Raw genomic sequence first — 21,267 nt, 5'->3', positions numbered from 1 at the left:
ATGAAAGCTATTATAAAGAACAGATTTTTAATATTGCTTATGGGCCTTTTTGTGCTAGGCTCATGTGACGATTTCCTGGAAGAGGATTTACGGGACGAAATTACCCCGGATAATTTTTTCACGAATGATAAGGAGGCTGAATTGGCCGTTAATGGTGTCTACAACCTATACCATAATAACAATCTTTACCGCCAGCGTGGGTTGGACAATTACTACACCAGTATGGCAGATATTCAGGCTGCGAGTAGGGATGTCAATGGATCTATTCACAATTACCTGGTCCAAGAAGGCACTGCCGACGGTAATGGGACGTGGATCCAGTTATATCGGGTGGTGAACAACACTACGGAATTTATTACGAATATTGAGGGAAATGAAAATTTGTCGGAAGATGCCAGGGACCAAAGGCTGGGAGAACTGCTTTTTCTTAGGGCATTGGCCTATTTTCACTTGACCAATCTATGGGGCGATGTGCCTTTTTACACAGAGCAACTGCCTGTTTTGGAAAGATCGGTTTTAGGTAGAACGCCAAAAGCCGAAATCAGAAGTGCCATGAAATCGGATTTGGCGCGGGCATTCGATCTGTTGCCCAGCTCCTATTCGGGAAGTAGTTTGGGAAGGGCCACCAAATGGGCCGCTGCAACACTTAAGGCGAAATATCATCTTTTTGATCAAGAATGGGAATTGGCAAAGGCAGAATGTGATATAGTGATCGATCAAAGTCCACATTCACTTCTGGATAACTATGCCGATGTCTTCGATCAATCAGATCCAGATGCCCAATATAACGATGAATATATTTTTGTTGTTGATTTTGAAGCGGATCTTGGTTCGCCCTTGAATACGACGAGGACAGATGATTACAATCCGCGTATTAGGGATGAACCGGCAGGCCGAAATAACGATACCATTGTAGACGGGGTATCGGGTACCAAAGTTCAAATTTTCCAGGACCTATTGCGCTCCCGTAGCGAAGATATGACCGGTTATGGCTGGTCGGTTCCCTTGCCTGAATTTGCACTAAGGGAAAATTGGCAAGATGGTGATTTGCGATATGATGCGACCATTGTTACCGAATATTTGGGATGGAAATTATCTTTCCCGTACTTCCGTAAAAATTGGAATTTAGATCAAGAAACTTCATTGCGTGAAGACCACCCTGAAAACTTTATCGTATTTCGATTGGCGGACGTCTATCTGATGGCAGCAGAAGCCGAAAATGAAGCTAATGGCCCAGATAACGCCTACGCCTATGTAAACAAGGTCAGGGAACGCGCTTTTGAGCCAGATCAACCTTGGTCAGGAATGTCACAATCCCAGTTCAGGGAAGCCATGTATGATGAACGGAAGTTTGAGTTGAGTGCCGAAGGGCATCGCCGAATGGATCTTATTCGTTGGGGCATCTTGTTAGACGTTGTGAAAACGGTAGAACATCGGGCTTGGAACAATCCTGCAGCAAATATTCAGCCGTACCATGTACTATTGCCCATTCCACAGAATCAGTTGGAGTTAAATCCGAATCTATTGGAGTCGGATCCCACCAATAATGGGTACAGATAATTTCAAAATTAAGTTACTTCCATGGGGCAATTTAACCTGCCCCATGGTATTTTATAATACCATTATAATGATCAGACCACCTATCTTTTTAGTTATATTAATATCCTTGATAATGGGATTGTCCTCTTGTAAAAACAAGGGACAGCTCACTGAGGGAGCCACAACCGAAAGTACACAGGAAAAGGCTGCCAAACCCAATATTATTTACATTTTGGCCGATGATTTGGGTTACGGGGATCTAAGTGCCTACGGACAGCGGAAGTTTACGACACCCAACATAGATAAGTTGGCAAGGGAGGGAATGCTTTTTACCGAACATTATTCCGGTAGTACGGTATGTGCCCCGTCTAGATCTGCTTTGTTGACGGGAATGCATACCGGCCATACCTTTGTTAGGGGTAACAAGGAAATACAACCCGAAGGGCAGTACCCCATACCGGACAATACCTATACCTTGGCGGAAGCCATGAAAAAGGCCGGATATGTCACCGGAGCTTTTGGCAAATGGGGACTTGGTTTTCCAAATTCCGAAGGCGACCCTATGAACCAAGGGTTTGATACTTTTTTTGGGTACAATTGCCAACGCATGGGACATAATTATTATCCGCGCCACCTATGGGCCAATTCGGACTCTTTGGTGTTGGAGGAAAATTCAGGGCAGCAAAAAGGGGTTTATGCACCCCAACTCATACATGAGAAAACGCTCGATTTTATTGAAATCAACAGGGATAATCCATTTTTTCTTTATGTGGCATCGATCATACCCCATGCAGAACTTGCAGCTCCCGAGGAAATCATGCAAAAATACAGAGGAAAATTCCCGCCAGAAAAAGCCTATGTGGGTGTGGATGACGGACCTGAATACAGAAAAGGGCCCTATGAATCACAGAAAGAACCCCATGCCGCCTTTGTGTCCATGATTCATATATTGGACAATCAAGTTGGGGAGATTATGGCCAAATTGGAACAGTTGGGTATTGCGGACAATACCATTTTGATTTTTACCTCGGATAACGGCCCCCATACTGAAGGTGGTGCCGACCCGGATTATTTTAACAGTAACGGTCCCTTTAAGGGGACCAAGAGAGATCTTTATGAAGGGGGGATTCGTGTTCCCTTAATCGTAAAATGGCCCGGGCACGTTCAACCAAATACCAGAACCGATCATGTTTCAGCCTTTTGGGACGTATTTCCCACGTTTTCCAATATCGTTGATTTGGAAGTTCCTCCTTCTTTGGATGGGATTTCCTTTTTGCCGACCCTCTTAGGTCAGGAAAAAGATCAAAATGAACATGAATATCTCTATTGGGAATTTCATGAAAAAGGCGGTCGACAAGCCATTAGAAAAGGCAATTGGAAAGCCGTTAAATACAATGTGTTTAGTTCGCCCGATGCTTCTATAGAGCTTTATGACCTGGACTCCGATCTGGGTGAAGAGAATAATCTTGCCAAGGATTATCCAAAGGTGGTAGAAGAAATGAAAAATATTTTTGAAGAAGCCAGGACGCCCTCAGAGGTGTTTACCTTTGATCAAGGCACCTATTTGAGTGAAGAATAAGAATTGTTAGTTGTTGGATTAGTTTAGTTATTAAGAACCCTATCAGTATACATAGGGTTCTTTTCAACGATATATGTCACCCATTTGCCCTACCCCCTAGGTTAGGTTGAAAAAACTATTTTACCTTAATGTAATCCAGAAAATAGCCGAGATGAAAAACTGGTTGAAAATATACTTTCTTTTGTGCTCTTTTTATGGGACGCATGCACAGCAAAATGCTACTATTGAAGTCCATATAAATAGAAATATCCTTTTCCAGTCCATTCACAATTTCGCGGCCTCGGATGCTTGGTCCGCCCAGTATACGGGTCTATGGCCCAGCGAAAAAAAAGAACGAATGGCCGACTGGTTGTTTAGCATGGAAAGCGATGCCAATGGTTCTCCCATGGGAATTGGCCTGTCGGCATGGCGTTTTAATATTGGGGCGGGGAGTAGGACCCAAGGTGAAGAAAGTGGTATAAAGGATTTATGGAGAAGGGCTGAAGGTTTTTTACAGGATGATGGGAGTTATGATTGGCAAAAGCAGGCTGGGCAACAATGGTTCTTACAAGCGGCGAAGAAACGAGGGGTAAATCAATTCATTGCGTTTGTCAATAGTCCGCCTATACAGTTAACAAGAAACAATAAGGCGCATTCCGATGATGGCTTCTCGTCCAATTTATCCCAGGACAATTATGTCGATTATGCCAACTTTCTTACAAGGGTACTAAAACATTTTAGGGGTCGTCTAGCTATTGATTTTGATTATATAAGTCCGTTCAATGAACCACAATGGGAGTGGAAAGGGGGGCAGGAAGGATCGCCTTGGAACAATGACGAATTGGCCAATGCAACTAGGGTGATCGATTCGGTTTTTACACGGCATAAAATAGATACCAAACTTGAAATTACAGAAGCCGGTCAAATAGACTATTTGACAGGGGAAAAAGAAAAGTACCATAATAGAAGCAATCAAATAGCATCTTTTTTTGGCCCTGAAAGCCCTAATTATTTGGGGAATCTAAAATCCTTAGCCCCAAAGATCGCGGCACATAGTTATTTTACTACTTGGGATATTTCAAAACTGAAAAAGGAAAGGGAACGAATTGCCGAAAAACTAGTGGAATTCCCTTCCTTGGAATATTGGATGAGCGAATACTGTATTTTGGAGAACAATGAGGAAATCAAGGGGAAAGGTCGGGATTTTGGGATGTCCACAGCGCTGTATGTAGCCCGCCTCATCCATGCCGATCTTACCATTGCCAATGCCAGTGCCTGGCACTGGTGGTTGGCTATGAGTCCTTATGACTTTAAGGACGGACTTATTTATGTTGATAAGGACAATGGGGATGGGAATTTCCATGACTCCAAATTGCTTTGGGCCTTGGGGAATTATTCACGGTTTATAAGGCCCGGGGCGAAAAGGGTCTCGGTTACCTATGACAATTTCAACAAAGAGGAAAACCTGAAGGATGGGGTATTGATATCGGGCTATATGAATGTGGACAAAAGTTTGGTGTTGGTTATCGTAAACCAACGGGATACCGCTATGGATGTAAAATTGAATGTAGCCTTACCGTCAAAAACCAAAATCGAGAGTTATGTTACCAATGAATCTAATGACCTTAGTAAAATGCCCAACGCTCAATTAGGTAAAAATAAAATACAGGTCTTGGGAAAATCACTGACCACACTTGTTTTAAGGGAGGTGGATTAATGCTTATTTGCCCGAACCATTTTTAATCAAAAAAGAAAAAACGCTTTATGCCTTATAAAACAACGATTTCAAAAATTATGTTCGCCCTAATACTGATGGTGGGCACAAAAACATTAACTGCCCAAAGTAATGTGAAACCGGTGGATGTTGGGGAGAGCAAAAAGCCCAATATCATTTTCATCCTTACCGATGATCTGGGGTATGGAGACCTAGGGGTATTGTTTCAGAATATGAGGGACAAGGAAAAGGGGGAAGACCATCCGAGGGAGTATACGCCCAATCTGGATCGAATGGCAGCAGAAGGAGCCTTGCTATCACAGCATTATTCCGCAGCCCCTGTTTGCGCACCTTCCAGAGCCTCCCTGTTGTTAGGACGGAGTCAGGGTCATGCCAATATGAGGGACAATCAGTTCGACAAGGCCTTGGACAACAACCATACTTTAGGGTCCGTATTGCAAACTGCGGGCTATACCACAGCGGCCATAGGCAAATGGGGTTTACAAGGTAAGGGCGGGAAGGCTCCTAACTGGACGGCCCACCCCCTTAACCGCGGCTTCGATTATTACCTTGGCTATATACGGCATGGTGATGGCCATGAGCACTATCCCAAAGAAGGTATTTATAGGGGCAAGAAGGAAGTGTATGAAAACAGGGTCAATATAGCCGAAGATCTGGATAAATGTTATACGACTGACTTGTTTACGGCAGCCGCTAAAAGGTGGATAGTGGATTTTAAAAATAGCGAGGAGGCCAATACCCCCTTTTTTATGTTCCTGGCCTATGATACCCCACATGCCGTTCTCGAACTCCCTACCCAGGCCTATCCGGAAGGAGGTGGTTTAAAAGGAGGCCTTCAATGGTTGGGGGAGCCGGGGCATATGATCAATACGGCTTCAGGAAAGGTGGATTCCTGGATGCATCCCGATTATGCCGATGCGACCTATGATGATGATGGGAAACCGGAAACCCCACATGTAGCTTGGCCAGAGGTCTATAAACGTTATGCAACGGACACGAGACGTATAGACGATGCTGTGGGCGATATCCTGCAACTGCTCAAGGATTTGAAAATTGATAAAAATACCATGGTTGTATTTACTTCCGACAATGGCCCCTCAAGGGAATCCTATTTGGCTAATGAACCCATAGAACCTACATTTTTCAAGAGTTTTGGGCCTTTTGATGGAATTAAGCGCGATTGTCTGGAAGGGGGCGTGCGTATGCCCACATTGGCACTATGGCCAGGGAATATTCTGGCAGGCAATAAAATTGACACCCCCAGTATATCCTATGATTGGATGCCTACTTTTGCACAGATGGCCAAACTTCCCGCTCCGGCCGTATCTGATGGGGTATCCCTATTGCCTTCATTATTGGGAAAAGGTGAACAGCCCGAGAGTACTATCTATATAGAATATTATCAGCCGGGTAAAACACCGGAATATTCAGATTTTATTCCGAAGCACCAAGGACGTCGTCGCAATCAAATGCAGCTGGTGCGTATAGACGATTATGTTGGGCTGCGTTACGATATCAAATCCCATAACGATGATTTTGAAATTTATGATGTAGTCAAGGATCCCCAACAGACCCGCAATTTGGCGAATGACCCAAAGCTGGCCCCGTTGCAGCAAAAGATGAAGGACAAGGTCCTAGGGTCTCGAATCCCAAATAGTACGGCAATAAGGCCTTATGATAATGCCCTCATTCCTGCCTCGGACAAGGAGGATGTTCAAAATGGTGTTTCATGGAAGTCCTTTAAGGGCGATTTTCCATGGGTGCCCAAAGTGGCAACCCTTGACCAATATGAAGCAGGTGTCGTTGACCGGTTGAACGGTACCATAAATGGCGGTGATGATTCTGGAGCTATGTTCTTCGAGGGGTATATACGGGTCCCCGTTGATGGAGAATATACTTTTTACCTATCGGCCAACTCGGGGGCACTTCTGAGAATCCATGATGCGGTGGTCGTTGATGCGGATTATGGGTATTTTCAAAGATCACCCAAAAGCGGAAGCATTAAACTAAAGGCTGGCCTGCATCCTTTTAGGGTTTTCCATAAAAGCCCCAGAAAGGGGAAACCATCCCTTAAATTGGAATGGAGCGGGCCTGGAATAGTGAAAAATGCCATTCCGGAAGAGGCATTGTTTATAGCAAAGAATTAGGGGTGTAATTGAGGTGCCCTCCTTCCTTTAAACCCGACCGATTAAAAGGAGGAAGGCATCCCAATGGAATAAAGGACGATAACCTTAATAAAGTTTGGGATAATCAAGCAGTTCCATATCTAAAGAGGAGTTTAGATTTAGCGATTTCATTGTTTTTATCCCCTACACTTTCCGACAAACCGTCAACCAAAAATATTAACGATACTTGGCCTATTGGTATGGTCTGGATTTATAGTCGATCGACCCGCTTTTGCATGAATTTACTTGAATTGGAGTCACTCAAGTAAAGCACACTGTAACCAAGTGAAAATCACCTAACGGATTACTCCACGTTCAACATGAAGAGATGGGGTCCGCTTTTTCCAATTGTTTTCAATTCAATATAATTGGCCCCTGCTTGTAACAGGGCTTTGACCTTGACTTCTTTCCATTGAACGTTCCAAGCCCCTGATGATTTGAAATCTATGATACCAACACGCTCATTATTGATCACAAGCTCCATCGGTCTAGCCGTTAAATCATTTGAAGCATAAGTGAACCTTAAACTGAATGTTCCTGCACTTCCATCATTTTCCTGATACCAAACTACACTTCCTTCACCACTTTTGAAATCCAGAAAGTGCTTACCGTCAATGGAAACCACTTTAGCTCCTTCTATATCGGCATCGGCTGCTAACATGCCATTCGTGTTTATTTTTGCTGTTTTTTGTGTTTTGACGTCATTAAAAGATAAGCCCAATTCTTCGTCAAACTTTTCTTCCATATTCAATATTACTTGTCCATTATCGACAACAATGGCCTTTACGGTTGTTCCTGAATCAATTTCAAAAGGAGTTTTATATATGCGACTTTTTGTTGTGGGTATGGTTCCGTCAATGGTGTAATATACCGTAAAGGATGCTTCTTTTTTTGTTCCCGTTACATATAGGGTTTTTACATCGATACTTACTTTTTTAGAGGTTAACAGTTGCTTTTCCCCTACAATCGCACCTGCGGTCAAGGCAATGTTTTTATCGGATCCAGACCATTTTAAGAAAGCCCTGGTAGCTCCCATAAAAGCCTTTTTTGAGCTGACCCCGACATTTTTGGTGGTGTCCACGGGATCGCCGTTTTCTAAAGAGAGTAACACGGCATTCCCTTTAAGGTGATAATGAATTTTATTTTCCCCATAAGGGTAGTAAACACCTTTATCATCAACCAAATAGGCGGTAACAATGGCTACTTTATCATGAGGAATATCAATATGGTCATTTTCTGGCTTTAATTGGATGCCTGAAGGTTTTGCAGCTGTTACCTGTTTTGATACGGCCACTACCTCTCCATTTTTATACGCTTTGGCTATCAATTTTCCGGGCTCCCAAGGCACCATCCATTCACATTGCATGTCGTTCCATTGTGTTCCTGGTTTGTCTTTTCCCAGGGAACGTCCGTTTAAGAACAATTCTACCTCATCACCATTGGAATATACCCAAACCGGAATTTCCACTCCTTTTTCCAACGTTGGATGGGTCCAATGAGGTAAAATATGTGCCATTGGTTCTTCGGTCCATTGGCTTTGATAAAAATAGAACAAGTCTTTTTTAAACCCCGCCACATCCAACGCACCTCCCATAAACAAACGGAATGGCCAACCGCCATGTACATAACCCGCTTCACCGTAATAATCAAATCCTGTCCAACGGAAATGGCCACTAAACCAGGGTAAATCCCTCATCAACTCCCAGTTTTTACGCGCAGAGATCCGGACCATGGCATTGTCGTATGAAGAGTTGAAATGTTGTTTCCCGTTTTTCCATTTACTCACAGGGGCCCATTCATAATGAAATACTTCCTTTGCAGCTAAATCAGGTAACTCAAAGGGTTGTTGCCCTTTATTGGGATAACCATCCCTAAACCAGGTTTTAGTGCGGTAATACCCCCTGGTTTGCCAGGTATGTGGTGCTTCCGTAGACACAAAAGGTTTATTGGGTAGGGGTTTATTGAAAAATCCCTGCTTCTCACTTCCACCGTTTACTCCATATACATCCATGTATTCTGATGAACTATGTCCGGAAGTGACCGGTTTTTCAGGATCTAGATCATGACATAAGGCCACCAATTCTTTGGCTATATCTCCCTTTGTTTCGTTACCCACGCTGTAAATAACAATGGATGGATGGTTTCTGTTTCTTAACAACCATTCCGTCATATCTTTTTTCCACCAACCATCAAAAGCTTGTTTTCCATAATCTTCTTTTGCTTTTTTTGACCATCCATCAAATATTTCATCCATCACTAAAATCCCCATTTCATCGCATAATTCATAAAATATCGGTGGTGCGGGGTTATGTGCGGTACGTATGGCATTCACGCCCATATCTTTTAACAAACCTAATTTCCAACGTAACATGGGCTTGGTCCATGCACCTCCTAAAGGCCCACCTTCATAATGTTCACTAACTCCAAGTAATTTTGTGGCTTTTCCATTTAACCAAAACCCCGTATCGGTTTTCCAAGCAATGGAACGCACTCCTATGCGGGTCTTTACCTCGTCAATCAATTTGCCTTTTTCTTTTAACCTGCTGATAACCATATACAAGTACGGATTGTCTGGGCTCCATAATTTAGGATTTTCAATGTTCAATCGCGTAGTTAGTTGAAGATTGGACCCCTTGCTGACGAACTTTCGACTGTTCTTTGAAATAAGGTTTCCATTGGCATCTAGAATCGATGTTTCCAAAATACCTTTCGATTTTGATGTACTCGAATTCTGGAGGGATGTTTCTATATTAACAGTGGCGAAATCAGCCGTAATTGTCGGCGTGGTTACATATACACCATGAGGGGGTATAAACTTTTTATCGGTAATTATTAAACGCACCGGAGCATAAATGCCACAAGGATGATACCACCGAGCAGAAGGCTCTTTCGAATTATCAACTCTTACGGCAATGGTGTTGTTCCCAGGTAGTAAATATTTGGAAAGGTCATAACGAAATGATATATAGCCGTAAGGGCGTTTACCCAGATAATGGCCATTTACCCAAACTTCACTATTCATATAAACACCGTCAAAATCAATTATGACACGTTTATCCGACCATTTTTTAGAGGCTTTGAATGTTCTTTGATACCAACCGATACCGCCATCAAAATATCCGCCACTTGCACCTTGGGCACCATCTTTGGATATCCCTTTTTCAAAAGCCCAATCGTGTGGAATTTGTACATCATTCCAATTTGATGTGTTTGTTTTGGGATTTGAGAAGTTTGGGTTATCCTTTTCAACGAATTTCCAGTTCGTATTCAATTCAATGGTTTCTCTTTGGGAGAAACCATAATTTGGACATAGTAGGATAAAAAAAATAAATGGAACCAATGAATTACACTTCATAGATGAAGTTTTAGGAGTTTTACATTCCTTTTATTTTTGGATTAATGTCCCGTTTTTTTTACGGTTTTTAAATCAACTCCTTGAAAATATTTGTCTAAAATATATTTTGGTTGTTTGTCATCCGGTATTTGCATCAACTTCTTATAGTCATATTCTAAGGGTAAAATGGTTGATGGATTGAGGTTTGCCGTATCATCGGTTGATGCATGCCAATCCGCTAACAAAAGCAACATGTTTTCTACTACGGATTCATATGCGTCCAATTCCGCAAGATTACGGATCTCCAAGGGGTCTTTTTTTAAATTATACAACTGCGTATAATCCCTTTCGGGATATCTTATCAATTTCCAGTCTTCGGTCCTTACCGCTCTGGCCGTATGTCTATATGCGGTATAAAGTGATTCTCTGATTTTTGTTTCTTTTCCTGCCAATACCGATGTGAAATTTTTCCCATCAATTTCTGTTGGTTCTGGTAAGTTACATAATTCGGCTAAAGTCGGATAAATATCAAATAAATATAGAAATGCATCCCTAGTTTCACTTTTAGGTACACCGGGACCGCTGATTATCAATGGCACTTTAGTACTGTGCTCATACAGATCTTGCTTGCCCAACAGACCGTGGCTACCTATAGCCAAGCCGTTATCGGCAGCATAAACAATAATCGTATTATCGTACAATCCTTGTTCTTTCAAGGTGTTTATAACATCGCCTATACGATTGTCCATATGGCTGATTAGCGCATAATAATCGGCCAACGAAGACTTGATCAATTCGGGGGTTCTAGGCCATGGCCCCAAAGTTTCATCCCTGATATTTAGATTATCGAACTTAAACGGGTGCAATGCTTTAAAATTCCCAGGTAAAGGCATGGATTCATCAGGATACATACCTATGTAATCTTCTCTGGGAGAACGGGGATCGTGTGGGGCAGTAAAAGCTATATAACAGAAAAACGGTCGGTCTTTTTTTTCTTGGGCATAACCGTTGATGTAATCTATTGCCGCATCCGCAAACAAATCGGTGGAGTAGCCTTTTTTAACGGGTTCACTTAATTTGCCATCTTTTCCCAGATCCCTCATAGGGGTATTGAAATGGTCGGCCATTCCACCAATAAACACATTGGAGCCATACTGAAAACCAGCCTCGAAACTAGGGGCTTTGTTATGCCATTTTCCCGTTCCGAAAGTTTCATAACCATTTTCGGCAAAATGCATGGGCATGGTTTTAACGCCATCCAATTTATCATATACATGAAACAAACTTTTACCACTCATTAACATCGCCCTGCTTGGAGCACAAATGGCACCATGATGACCGCCCATGACATAACTATTGGTAAACCTTACCCCGTTTTGGGCCAATTTATCAATATTAGGGGTTTGTATATAGGTATTCCCGGAACAGCCCATGGCATCGGCCCTTTGATCATCAGCAAAAATGAATAATACATTAGGTTTACTGTTTTGGGCGGTTACTTTAAAAGAAACAGCACCAATAACAAGTAAGCAAATTATCAATAAACTTTTATTTGTCATTTTCATTTTATGAATTTAAGACCCCTTCCCAGCCTTTGGTCCTGATTTCTTGGCCTACTTCCCGTAAGACCTTGACGTCTTCCGGATGCATTTCCCCAGAGGGTAAGGGCCCTGTGTTTAAAAGTAAATTAGCGGGATAGTCATTGGCTTTTTTTAGCATTTTTATGACTTCGTCTTTGGTTTTGTGCTTTCCATCTTGAGTTTTTGTATAGCCCCATCCCTTTCTCTGCAAATGGTCGCAAATTTCCAATGGCTTTTCCATAACTTCCCCTTTTTCGTACTTTCTTTCAGGAGCTAAAAAATCTTCGGTTCCTAACATACCTTGTTTGTAAGATACCAATACCTGAGGTTGTTTGGAGTGGATCAAGTCGTACAATTCTTGACATTTAAACAGCGAACGATTTCCGGAAGCCGGGGTAGAAAACCCATCTAACCAAATTCCCGCAACATCTTTGAAGTTGGTTAACAATTCATCTACCTGATTGGTCATAAACCCTAAATACCTATTCAGATCGTGGTCATCGCCATAATTGTAAAAAGGTTCTTGGGTTTCGTAATTTGGTCTTGCCGCTCCGCCCCATTGATCATTGTTGGGCGCATCGGGATGCCTCCAATCCCGTCCATGTGAGTAGTATAAAAATAAGGCAATTCCCTTTTTGTTGCACTGGTCCGAAAGTTCAGCGATTAAATCCCTTCCGGCTGGTGAGTTAGTACTTTTGAAATCGGTGTATTTGGTGTCCCACAGGCAAAAACTATCGTGATGGCGTGTCGTTATGTTAATGTATTTCATCCCAGCTTCAAGCGCTAAATCGGTAATGAAATCTGCATCGAATTTATCTGCGGTAAATCGCTCTTTAAGTTGGGCATATTCGGCTACATGAATTTTTTCGTTATACATGACCCACTCATGCCTTCCTAATAAGGAATACAACCCATAATGAATGAACATACCGTATTTGGCCTCTTTAAACCATTGGAGCGCAGCTTCTCTCGGGTTGATTTTATAGGCATCCCCATAGTCTTTTAAATAGTTAGGGATACTTTGCCTATTGCCACTACAACCTGGGAAAATCATAGCTCCTGCTCCGGCCAGCAATGATACTCTTATAAAATCTTTTCTATTCATGATTCAAAGTCTTGGTGGGTTTATGGAATTTAGTGTTTTAAAGGGGTGATTTTATAGGAATACGTTGTGTCTTGTGGGAGAACCCTAAATTCTTTATGGGCTAAAGCCTTTACACTCCAACTGTTATCGCCACCTATTCCGGTTTGTTTGTAATCTACATTAATATTGACAAAATCCCTTTTCTGAATGTCCGTAGTATGGCGCTGTTGTTTTTCTTTACCTGCGTCAAAATCGGAATTGTATTGATGATGGGCGCTAAAACCCAATAGTTGTAAACCTTCTATTTTGATGCCGACACCTTTGTTATTTGTGAAACTTACCCAGCGTACATCCGTTTTATAGCCATTTTCTTGCGGGCGGATGTATGGGAAATACAAGTCATCTACCGTAGCTTGATAGTTTCCGACCATGGCGGCAGAATTTCTGTCATTATAATTTTCATGTGGCCCTCTACCAAACCACTCAACATTTTGATATTCGTTTTTGATGATGAAATTATCCCCGAATCTTGGTAGATGAGGTAAATCGCTGTTAATTCCACTCAAGGTATTGGTCACGGTAATTTCTCCAGTGGGTTGAATATCATAAGATATGGCAATTTGTCCGTTTACCGATGGTAAATCAAAAATGGTTTGGATGCGAACATTTCCTTTTACTTTTGATTTTTTTGATTGTGTTATGTTTTTCGTTCCTTTAAGAACCTTAACTTCAGCCAAGGCATGATTATCGGTAGCTTGTTTCCAAACCCCTAATTTTTCAGGGGAATTTGCCCCAAAATCGTTGTCGGTTACCGGTCGCCAGAAATTGGGCGAAATGCTTTCCATAAAAATATTTCCGTTGCCATAATCCAATGATGTCAATTGACCTGTGGAAACGTTCAATTTCAACTCAAAGTCGTCATTTGAAATCGTTGTAATGCCATTAGTGGAAGAAACTTCCATTTTTTCTTTTAAGGAGGGCAATTCGGTATTGAAAACAGATGGTGTAAGTTGAAATTGCTCAAAAGCCACCACATGATTTACGGGCATCAAATCGGTTTTTGTTTTATTTAAGGCGTAAATATTTAAGTGATACTCGGCATTTGGGTTTGGTAATGTTGGGAGATCGACTTTTGCTATTTCGGACTGATAGGGAGCAACATCTAAAGTTGGTAATTTTCCGTTTGAAATTTCTTTGCCGTTTTCCAATAGAACCCAAGTAAATTGATAACCCTTTAAGTTGGTAAAATCATACTTATTGGTTATTTCAATTTCTCCTTTGGCTGAATCGGACACTTTGAATTTAATATATTGGTATACTTTTTTCACTTCATATAAAGCGGGATGTGGTGTTCTATCGGGGTTTACGATACCATTTAAACAAAAGTTTTTATCATTTTGTAAATCATGGCCACCTAAATCACCTCCATAAGCCCAATAGGCTTCACCTTTTTCGGATTCGGTCAAAATACCTTGATCGACCCAATCCCAAATGAATCCGCCTTGCATAATATCGTACTGTTCAATGACATCCCAATATTTTTGTAAGTTTCCAACACTATTACCCATCGCATGTGCGTACTCGCACTGGATCAATGGTCTTTTAGGGTTGTTTTCGGCATACTGGATCATGCGCTCTATTGGCCAATACATTGGCGCTTGAATATCGGTATTGGCATAATTGGTCGCGCCTTCATATTGGGTAGGTCTGGTGGTATCCTGTTCTTTCAACCATTTGTAAGTTGCAAAAAAGTTTTCGCCGTTTCCTGCTTCATTACCCAAAGACCAAGTAACAATACACGGAAAGTTTTTATCGCGCTCAAACATTCTAATCGTTCTATCCATGTGCATCTCTTTCCACTCCGGTAGGTATGCAGGGTGTACCGCTTGTGCTTTTAAGTCTTTGTCCAACCCTTGATTGGTGGTTCCCATACCATGTGTTTCTATATTGGCCTCATCCACGACATAAAAACCATATTTATCACACAATCTATAAAAATGGGGGTCTTTTGGGTAATGGCTACAACGAATGGCATTTAAGTTGTTTTGCTTCATGACCTCTAAGTCTTTCATGGTAAGGGTTTCGGAAACAGTATGGCCTTCCGTATCACTGTGGTCATGCAAATTTGCCCCTTTTAACAATACAGGTTTGCCATTTACCAAAAACTGGTTGTTCTCTATTTTAATATTCCTAAAACCTACTTTTATTGATGTGGCCTCGATGGTATTTCCTTTTTTGTCTTTAAAATCAATTAACAAGGTGTACAAATTAGGATGTTCCGCATTCCAGGTTTTTACATCATTGATCACCTCGGAGAAACCAACTTTATGTTCTCCTTTTTTTAAATAAACCGTCTTTGAGGCCGTATATACTTCTTTTTTAGCACCGTCCAACAATTTTAGCTCAACTATTCTTTCAGCGGTTCTATTTGTATTGTTATTTAGCTGTAAATCTGCTTTGAAAACACCATCTGAATAATTGTTTTGCAAATCTGCAATGACTCTGAAATCCCTTACGGTAACCTTATCAGTTGCATATACGTACACATCACGTTCAATTCCGCTTAACCTCCAAAAATCTTGATCTTCCATATAACTGGCATCAGACCAGCGTAATACTTGAACGGATACGGTGTTTTTTCCCGATTTTGCAACATTGGTGATTTTAAATTCCGCTGGTGTTTTACTTCCTTCGTTATATCCGATTTTTTCTCCATTTACCCATACATACATAGCTCCGCTAACGCCTGCAAAATGAAGATAAATATCTTTGCCATCCCAATTCTTGGGAAGCTCAAATTCCCTTTTATAGCTACCTATATTATTCATGTTATGTGGAATAAATGGAGGATTTGCAGGGAACATATAATGTCTGTTGGTATAAACAGGAATGCCAAATCCTTGCATTTCCCAGTTGGAAGGTACATTGATCGTACTCCATCCCCTTAAGCTGAAATCATTTTTATAAAATTCCGTTGGGCGGGCGGAAACACTATCGGCATAATAAAAATCCCACGTGCCATTGAGGGATTTATATAACTTGGAATTGTTCCACGAATTATTTTCCAAAGCATCAATGGTATTCGTGTACCTGTAAAAAGATGCCGTAGGTTTTTCCCTATTTAATTGAAAGATCTCAGGATTTTCCCATTCAGGGTTTTCCCATTTGTCAGCTTTATAAATAGGTTTAACTTGTGCTTGTCCATTTGAAAAATACAAACTGGCAATTATTAATAAATAAAAGTATTTGTTCATTATATTTATAAGGTTATTGATTTTTCCATTTTGCAAAGGCAATGATTCTTGATATCATTTTTTAATCCCATTAACTACAAATTTAGCTTAAAACCATAGTTTACAATTATCATAAAGGGGGTACAAATGTTGAATTTTAATCTATAATCGGATGTAGACCATTGAAAAATAGGTGGTTTTCAAATGAGGTCTAAATTGTAGCCCCTCCCTTTTAAGAGCAGTGCTGGATTCTAAAATTATAAAAACGGAATTTTGATCTATCCTTTTTTCAGGGAAGGCAATATTTAGGGGGCGGGGGAAATGAAGCTGCCTTTATTTCCGAGCTACGGACTATCTCTCGGAGATGGTCCTTGCCGATACGTGCAATACGCCCTTTTTCCCGTACTGAAGATCCTGTTCCGTTGTTTTTTTATCACTGCCCAATGCCGATGGTGGGGCTAGGGCATTTTTGGCCAATGGACTTTTTGCATTGGTACAATCGTCCTATAAATAGTTCATGTTTTGGCCATTAATGACGATAGTGGTTATAATTTATAATCCATGGGCTATGATTTAAAACCTATACCCTTGGGAATAAATATATTGCTTCAGTATAAAAGGAAAGTTTCAAGAATGGCTATAGGGAAGAAGATAATGTCTTTAATCGGTTTCGGGTTTTTGCTGTGTTTTACCATCGCTTTTGGTAACCAAAGCAAAAACGGGGATACCTTGGATATTGGGGTATATCTCAAATATGTCGATGGCGATAAGATCTACCCTTCGGCCAAGCAAATAAAAATGTTAAAAGCCGTACTGCCAAAACAAACCTTTCAACCTGCACCGGCCATTTCCAATAGGGGATATTGGGAAGAAATCGCGAACAGTTCATCGGGCCAAGCGTATTTGAAATCCGCTCTTGAAGTGTTGGACAAACAACCGGAAGTGCCCATTACCGATGAAATTTATCGAAGGGCCAATCTTGAAGGAAACCGAGGCATATACAAACCAAGGTATTACCGTACCATGGATAGGCTCGAACATTTTATTTTGGGGGAGTGTTTGGAAAACAAAGGCCGTTTTTTACCGCAGATCAAGGTATATATCCAAGCGATCATGGAAATGAAGTCATGGTTGCACCCGAACCATGACGATAAAGACAACGGTGTGCTTGAAGGTAGGCGTGTCTCCATTGATCTAGGGGCCAGAAAATTCGGAATGGTACTGGCAATGGCCGAGGTATTGTTAAGGGATAAACTCAGTGATGCCTTTAGAAAGGAAATTGCAGGGCAGCTTCAGTGGCGTATTGTGGATACTTACCTAAAAAGTTGCTCCATTTTGGATGAAAACAATAAGTGGATCAAAAGTACCAGTAACTGGAATTCCGTTTGTACAAGTGGCACCATATTCGCTACAATCGCAATTTCCGATAAGGAGGAAGAACGACTTGCAGCCGTGGGTAGTGCCTTGAATAGCATGAACTATTATCTCAGTGGCTTCGGGGAGGATGGGTATTGCTCTGAAGGATTGGGTTATTGGGGATACGGTTTTGGACATTACCTGTATTTGGCTCAGATTTTATATGATTATACCGGGGGTAAAATCAATTTATTCGCAGCCGATAATTCGGAAAAACTAAAGAACGTTGGGAATTTTCCGGAAAAGTTCGAAATTCAGAACGAAAGGTGCGCCCCCTTTTCAGACGGGGTATCAACGATATCAAAAAAAGGGAGCAATTTTGCCAATGCGCTTTCCGCCATGTATTATGGGGCCATAAAGCCATCCGAGTTTAGAATGGAAGAAGCTGCGGAACAGTTGGTCGCCTGGGCACATCCGACTGCTTTTACCCCTGAGGAAAATCCTATTGAAGGAAAAACGGAATTACCCGATCATTCCTATTTCGATGATTTTGGCATGGTGATTTCGAGGGGGAAACAACAAGAACCCTTTTCCATTGCCGTTAAGGCCGGACACAATGCCGAAAACCATAACCACAGTGATGTAGGGACCTATATTGTGGTATACAAAGACGATTTGATAACAGGGGATATCGGGGCTCCGTCGTACACGGCCGGGGCATTTTCGCCAGAGAATAAGGCCCGTAGTTCTTGGGGGCATCCGGTACCGAGAGTGGCCGGGTCACTGCAATCCAATGGCAATGAATTTTCAGGTAAGATTACCGAAACGGAATTCAGTATAGATCGTGATAAGGTGGTCATCGACATTAAGCCGGCCTATGAAGTAGAGGGGTTGCAGAAGTTGGAGCGAACCATGGTCAACAACAAAAAGGGGAAAGGAACCATCACTATCACGGACAGTTTCAAAGCATCGGAATCAATGACCTTCGGCACGGCGGTTATGGTTTCGGATGCTTATGAAGTCCTTGATGACCATACGATACTTATTACTACTGAAAATCAGCAAGTAAAGGTTGAAATAATGGCTGAAGGTGGAGTTGTGGGCATCTTACCGGAAAAAGTCCCTGTAAAACATTTAAGGAGTGGTAAGACCGCATACCGCATTGGAGTCGATTTTGTGGCACCTTTACGTTCAGGGAGTATAACGACCATTTTTACACCGGTAAATTAACTATACTTATAAGGCTTCAAAATGAACAGAGGAACAATCCGATCAAAAGTACGACGAAGTTATATTTTAACTTTGATAGTAGGGGTTTTGCTGACGGCTTGTGCATCATCGGAAAAGCAGGATAATATCGATGCCGACGTCGTGATTTACGGGGGGACTTCCGCGGCCATCTCGACGGCCGTCCAGTTGGTGCGAATGGACAAATCGGTCTTGATCGTCTGCCCTGATAAGCATATCGGAGGATTGTCGGCCAGTGGATTGGGATTCACCGATTTAGGGAATAAAAGCGTTATTGGCGGCATTTCAAAGGAATTCTATCAAGAGGTATACAAACATTATCAAAATGATAAGGCTTGGAGATGGCAGCCCAAAGATGAATATGGTAATGTCGGTCAAGGTACCACCGCCATTGATGATGAATATAAAACCATGTGGACTTTTGAACCCCATGTTGCGGAACAAATCTTTGAAAAATTTGTAAAAGAACACGATATAAAAGTATTACGCGACAAATGGTTGGATAGGGAAAATGGGGTTAAGACTTCCAATGGGAAAATCACTTCGATTACCCTGTTGGAAGGTACCACATATAAGGCAAAAATATTTGTAGATGCCACTTACGAAGGCGACTTAATGGCTGCGGCCGGTGTTGGCTATCACGTGGGTAGGGAAGCGAATAGCGTTTATGGCGAAGAGTGGAACGGTGTGCAGAAAGGAAAGTATCACCACAGCCATAATTTTCAGCAATTGAACATAAGTCCATATATGATTCCCGGGGATTCTACCAGTGGGGTGCTTCCCCGCATCTCAACGGAAGACCCTGGTGAAAATGGAGAAGGCGATCATCGGGTTCAGGCATATAACTATAGATTATGTACGACCAATGCAGAAGGTAATGTAGTCCCTTTCGAGAAGCCCGAAAACTACGACCCTGCCCAATATGAGTTATTAAGACGTGTTTTCAGGGGAGGAAGACATGCCATGTTCGGTGGCGGAAAAATACCCAATAAAAAGCGGGACGTCAATAATGTGGGGCCGTTTAGTTCCGATAATATTGGGATGAACTATGAATACCCGGAAGCATCTTATGAAAAGAGAAAACTAATCCTGGAGGAACATACCAAGTACCATAAAGGTCTCCTTTGGTTTTGGGGTAATGATGAAAGCGTGCCTAAAGAACTGCGTGAGGATTTTAAAAAGTGGGGACTTGCCAAGGATGAGTTCGTTGATAACGGCCACTGGCCTTATCAAATTTATGTTCGTGAAGCAAGGCGGATGCTAGGGGAATTCGTCATGACGGAGAATGAGATATTGGGAAAGAACAAGGTCGATAAGCCTATTGGTATGGGGTCATATACCATGGACTCCCACAATACGCAACGCTACATCACCAAAGGGGGATTTGTACAGAACGAAGGTGATTTGGGGGTAGAGCCACCAGGGCCGTATCAGATTCACCTGGGCACCATTATGCCCAAAAAGGAAGAGTGTAAAAACCTCTTGGTCCCGGCAGCGGTTTCCAGTTCACATATTGCCTTTGGTTCCATTAGAATGGAGCCCGTATTCATGATATTGGGACAAAGTGCAGGGACTCTCGCGGCAATGGCACTTGATGCGGATATTAGCCTGTACGATGTTCCTTTTGAGGCCTTGGACAGGCAACTTAGGAAAGACGGTCAGATTTTGGAATATAAGGCACCGGAAAATACCGAAAAATGAAACAAGGCCTAAATTGCTTGCTTTTGATACTGACCTTGCTTGGACCTAAAACCACCAATGCACAGGTATTCAATGCGGGTATCGGTGGAAACAATACCAAAAATCTATTGGAACGATTGGATGCCGAAGTGCTACGACATAATCCCGATCTGGTTATTGTCATGGTAGGAACCAACGATATGTTGAATTCCAAAAAAATGATTTCCTATAGAAACTATGCGCACAATTTGGAGGAAATCATTCAAAGAATAAAGGTTAAGGGGGTAGAGGTGGTTTTAATGACCCCGCCTCCCGTTGATTCGGTGTATTTATTTCAAAGACACGACAGAAACGCTTATCGGGAAATACCGAATGTAAAAATGGATTCCACGCGACAAATTATCAAGAAACTGGCCCGAAAAGACGGTTTAGGGTATATTGATTTTTTCCAAATCTTCAGTGATATGGGACTGCCCGAACATAACGTGGATCTGTTTTTTAGGAATGAGCGGAATAGTGGTGCCAAGGATGGGGTTCATCCTACGGCGCTAGGATATCGATTTATAGCTGAAACGGTTTTTGATTATTTGAAAATGAACGCCCTATTGAAAAAGGGTCAAAAGTTGGTCTGTTTCGGTGATTCGATTACCCATGGGGCCGGAACCAAAAACAAAGGTACCGTTACAGGGCAAAATTATCCTGCCGTGCTTTCCGCATTAATACAACAGCATTTTCAAAAGTAATGATGGTAATAA

Annotated in this window: 11 protein-coding genes; 7 read left to right on the top strand and 4 right to left on the bottom strand. The window is 41.8% G+C overall.

Going from position 1 to position 21,267, the window contains the following annotated elements; genetic code table 11:
• From PHU20_RS03950 to PHU20_RS03935, 4 genes are all read left to right on the top strand, one after another.
• Entirely contained in the window at window positions 1-1,560 is a 1,560-nt protein-coding gene (locus PHU20_RS03950; protein ID WP_274824041.1) for a RagB/SusD family nutrient uptake outer membrane protein, read from the top strand.
• A gap of 112 nt (window positions 1,561-1,672) precedes the next feature.
• The gene (locus tag PHU20_RS03945; protein ID WP_274824040.1) at window positions 1,673-3,118 is read left to right on the top strand and encodes an arylsulfatase; all 1,446 of its coding nucleotides are present in this window, start codon (window positions 1,673-1,675) and stop codon (window positions 3,116-3,118) included.
• 151 nt (window positions 3,119-3,269) lie between these two features.
• Entirely contained in the window at window positions 3,270-4,814 is a 1,545-nt protein-coding gene (locus PHU20_RS03940) for a glycoside hydrolase (protein WP_274824039.1), read from the top strand.
• Window positions 4,815-4,861: 47 nt separating this feature from the next.
• Complete coding sequence (locus PHU20_RS03935) at window positions 4,862-6,979, top strand: sulfatase-like hydrolase/transferase (protein ID WP_274824038.1); 2,118 nt, start codon at window positions 4,862-4,864, stop codon at window positions 6,977-6,979.
• A 322-nt stretch (window positions 6,980-7,301) separates the two neighbouring features.
• Here PHU20_RS03935 and PHU20_RS03930 read toward each other — a convergent pair whose 3' ends face one another.
• The 4 genes from PHU20_RS03930 to lacZ are packed head-to-tail and all read right to left on the bottom strand — an operon-like array spanning window position 7,302 to window position 16,249.
• Window positions 7,302-10,352 carry a glycoside hydrolase family 2 TIM barrel-domain containing protein gene (locus PHU20_RS03930; RefSeq protein ID WP_274824037.1) on the bottom strand — a complete coding sequence of 1,017 codons (3,051 nt, stop codon included), beginning with the start codon at window positions 10,350-10,352 and terminating at the stop codon, window positions 7,302-7,304.
• A gap of 41 nt (window positions 10,353-10,393) precedes the next feature.
• The gene (locus tag PHU20_RS03925) at window positions 10,394-11,896 is read right to left on the bottom strand and encodes a sulfatase family protein (RefSeq protein ID WP_274824036.1); all 1,503 of its coding nucleotides are present in this window, start codon (window positions 11,894-11,896) and stop codon (window positions 10,394-10,396) included.
• A gap of 1 nt (window position 11,897) precedes the next feature.
• On the bottom strand, window positions 11,898-13,016 hold the full coding sequence (locus PHU20_RS03920) for an alpha-L-fucosidase (protein ID WP_274824035.1): 1,119 nt from the start codon (window positions 13,014-13,016) through the stop codon (window positions 11,898-11,900).
• A gap of 29 nt (window positions 13,017-13,045) precedes the next feature.
• Window positions 13,046-16,249, bottom strand: coding sequence for a beta-galactosidase, LacZ type (gene lacZ / locus PHU20_RS03915; RefSeq protein ID WP_274824034.1), 3,204 nt, complete (start codon window positions 16,247-16,249; stop codon window positions 13,046-13,048).
• A gap of 567 nt (window positions 16,250-16,816) precedes the next feature.
• Between lacZ and PHU20_RS03910 the strand changes: the two genes are divergently transcribed.
• Genes PHU20_RS03910 through PHU20_RS03900 form a run of 3 tightly spaced genes read left to right on the top strand, consistent with a single transcriptional unit; the run spans window position 16,817 to window position 21,255 of the window.
• Window positions 16,817-18,814 carry a heparinase II/III family protein gene (locus PHU20_RS03910; RefSeq protein WP_274824033.1) on the top strand — a complete coding sequence of 666 codons (1,998 nt, stop codon included), beginning with the start codon at window positions 16,817-16,819 and terminating at the stop codon, window positions 18,812-18,814.
• A 21-nt stretch (window positions 18,815-18,835) separates the two neighbouring features.
• Window positions 18,836-20,533: an FAD-dependent oxidoreductase gene (locus tag PHU20_RS03905; protein WP_274824032.1), complete on the top strand. Its 1,698-nt coding sequence runs from the start codon at window positions 18,836-18,838 to the stop codon at window positions 20,531-20,533.
• The gene (locus PHU20_RS03900) at window positions 20,530-21,255 is read left to right on the top strand and encodes an SGNH/GDSL hydrolase family protein (protein ID WP_274824031.1); all 726 of its coding nucleotides are present in this window, start codon (window positions 20,530-20,532) and stop codon (window positions 21,253-21,255) included. The genes PHU20_RS03905 and PHU20_RS03900 overlap by 4 nt, the downstream gene beginning before the upstream one ends.
• The last annotated feature ends 12 nt before the right edge of the window (window positions 21,256-21,267 follow it).

The organism is Maribacter polysaccharolyticus, from assembly GCF_028882255.1.
Classification (GTDB): Bacteria; Bacteroidota; Bacteroidia; order Flavobacteriales; family Flavobacteriaceae; genus Maribacter_A; species Maribacter_A polysaccharolyticus.
This window is presented reverse-complemented; position numbering and strand designations above follow the sequence as displayed.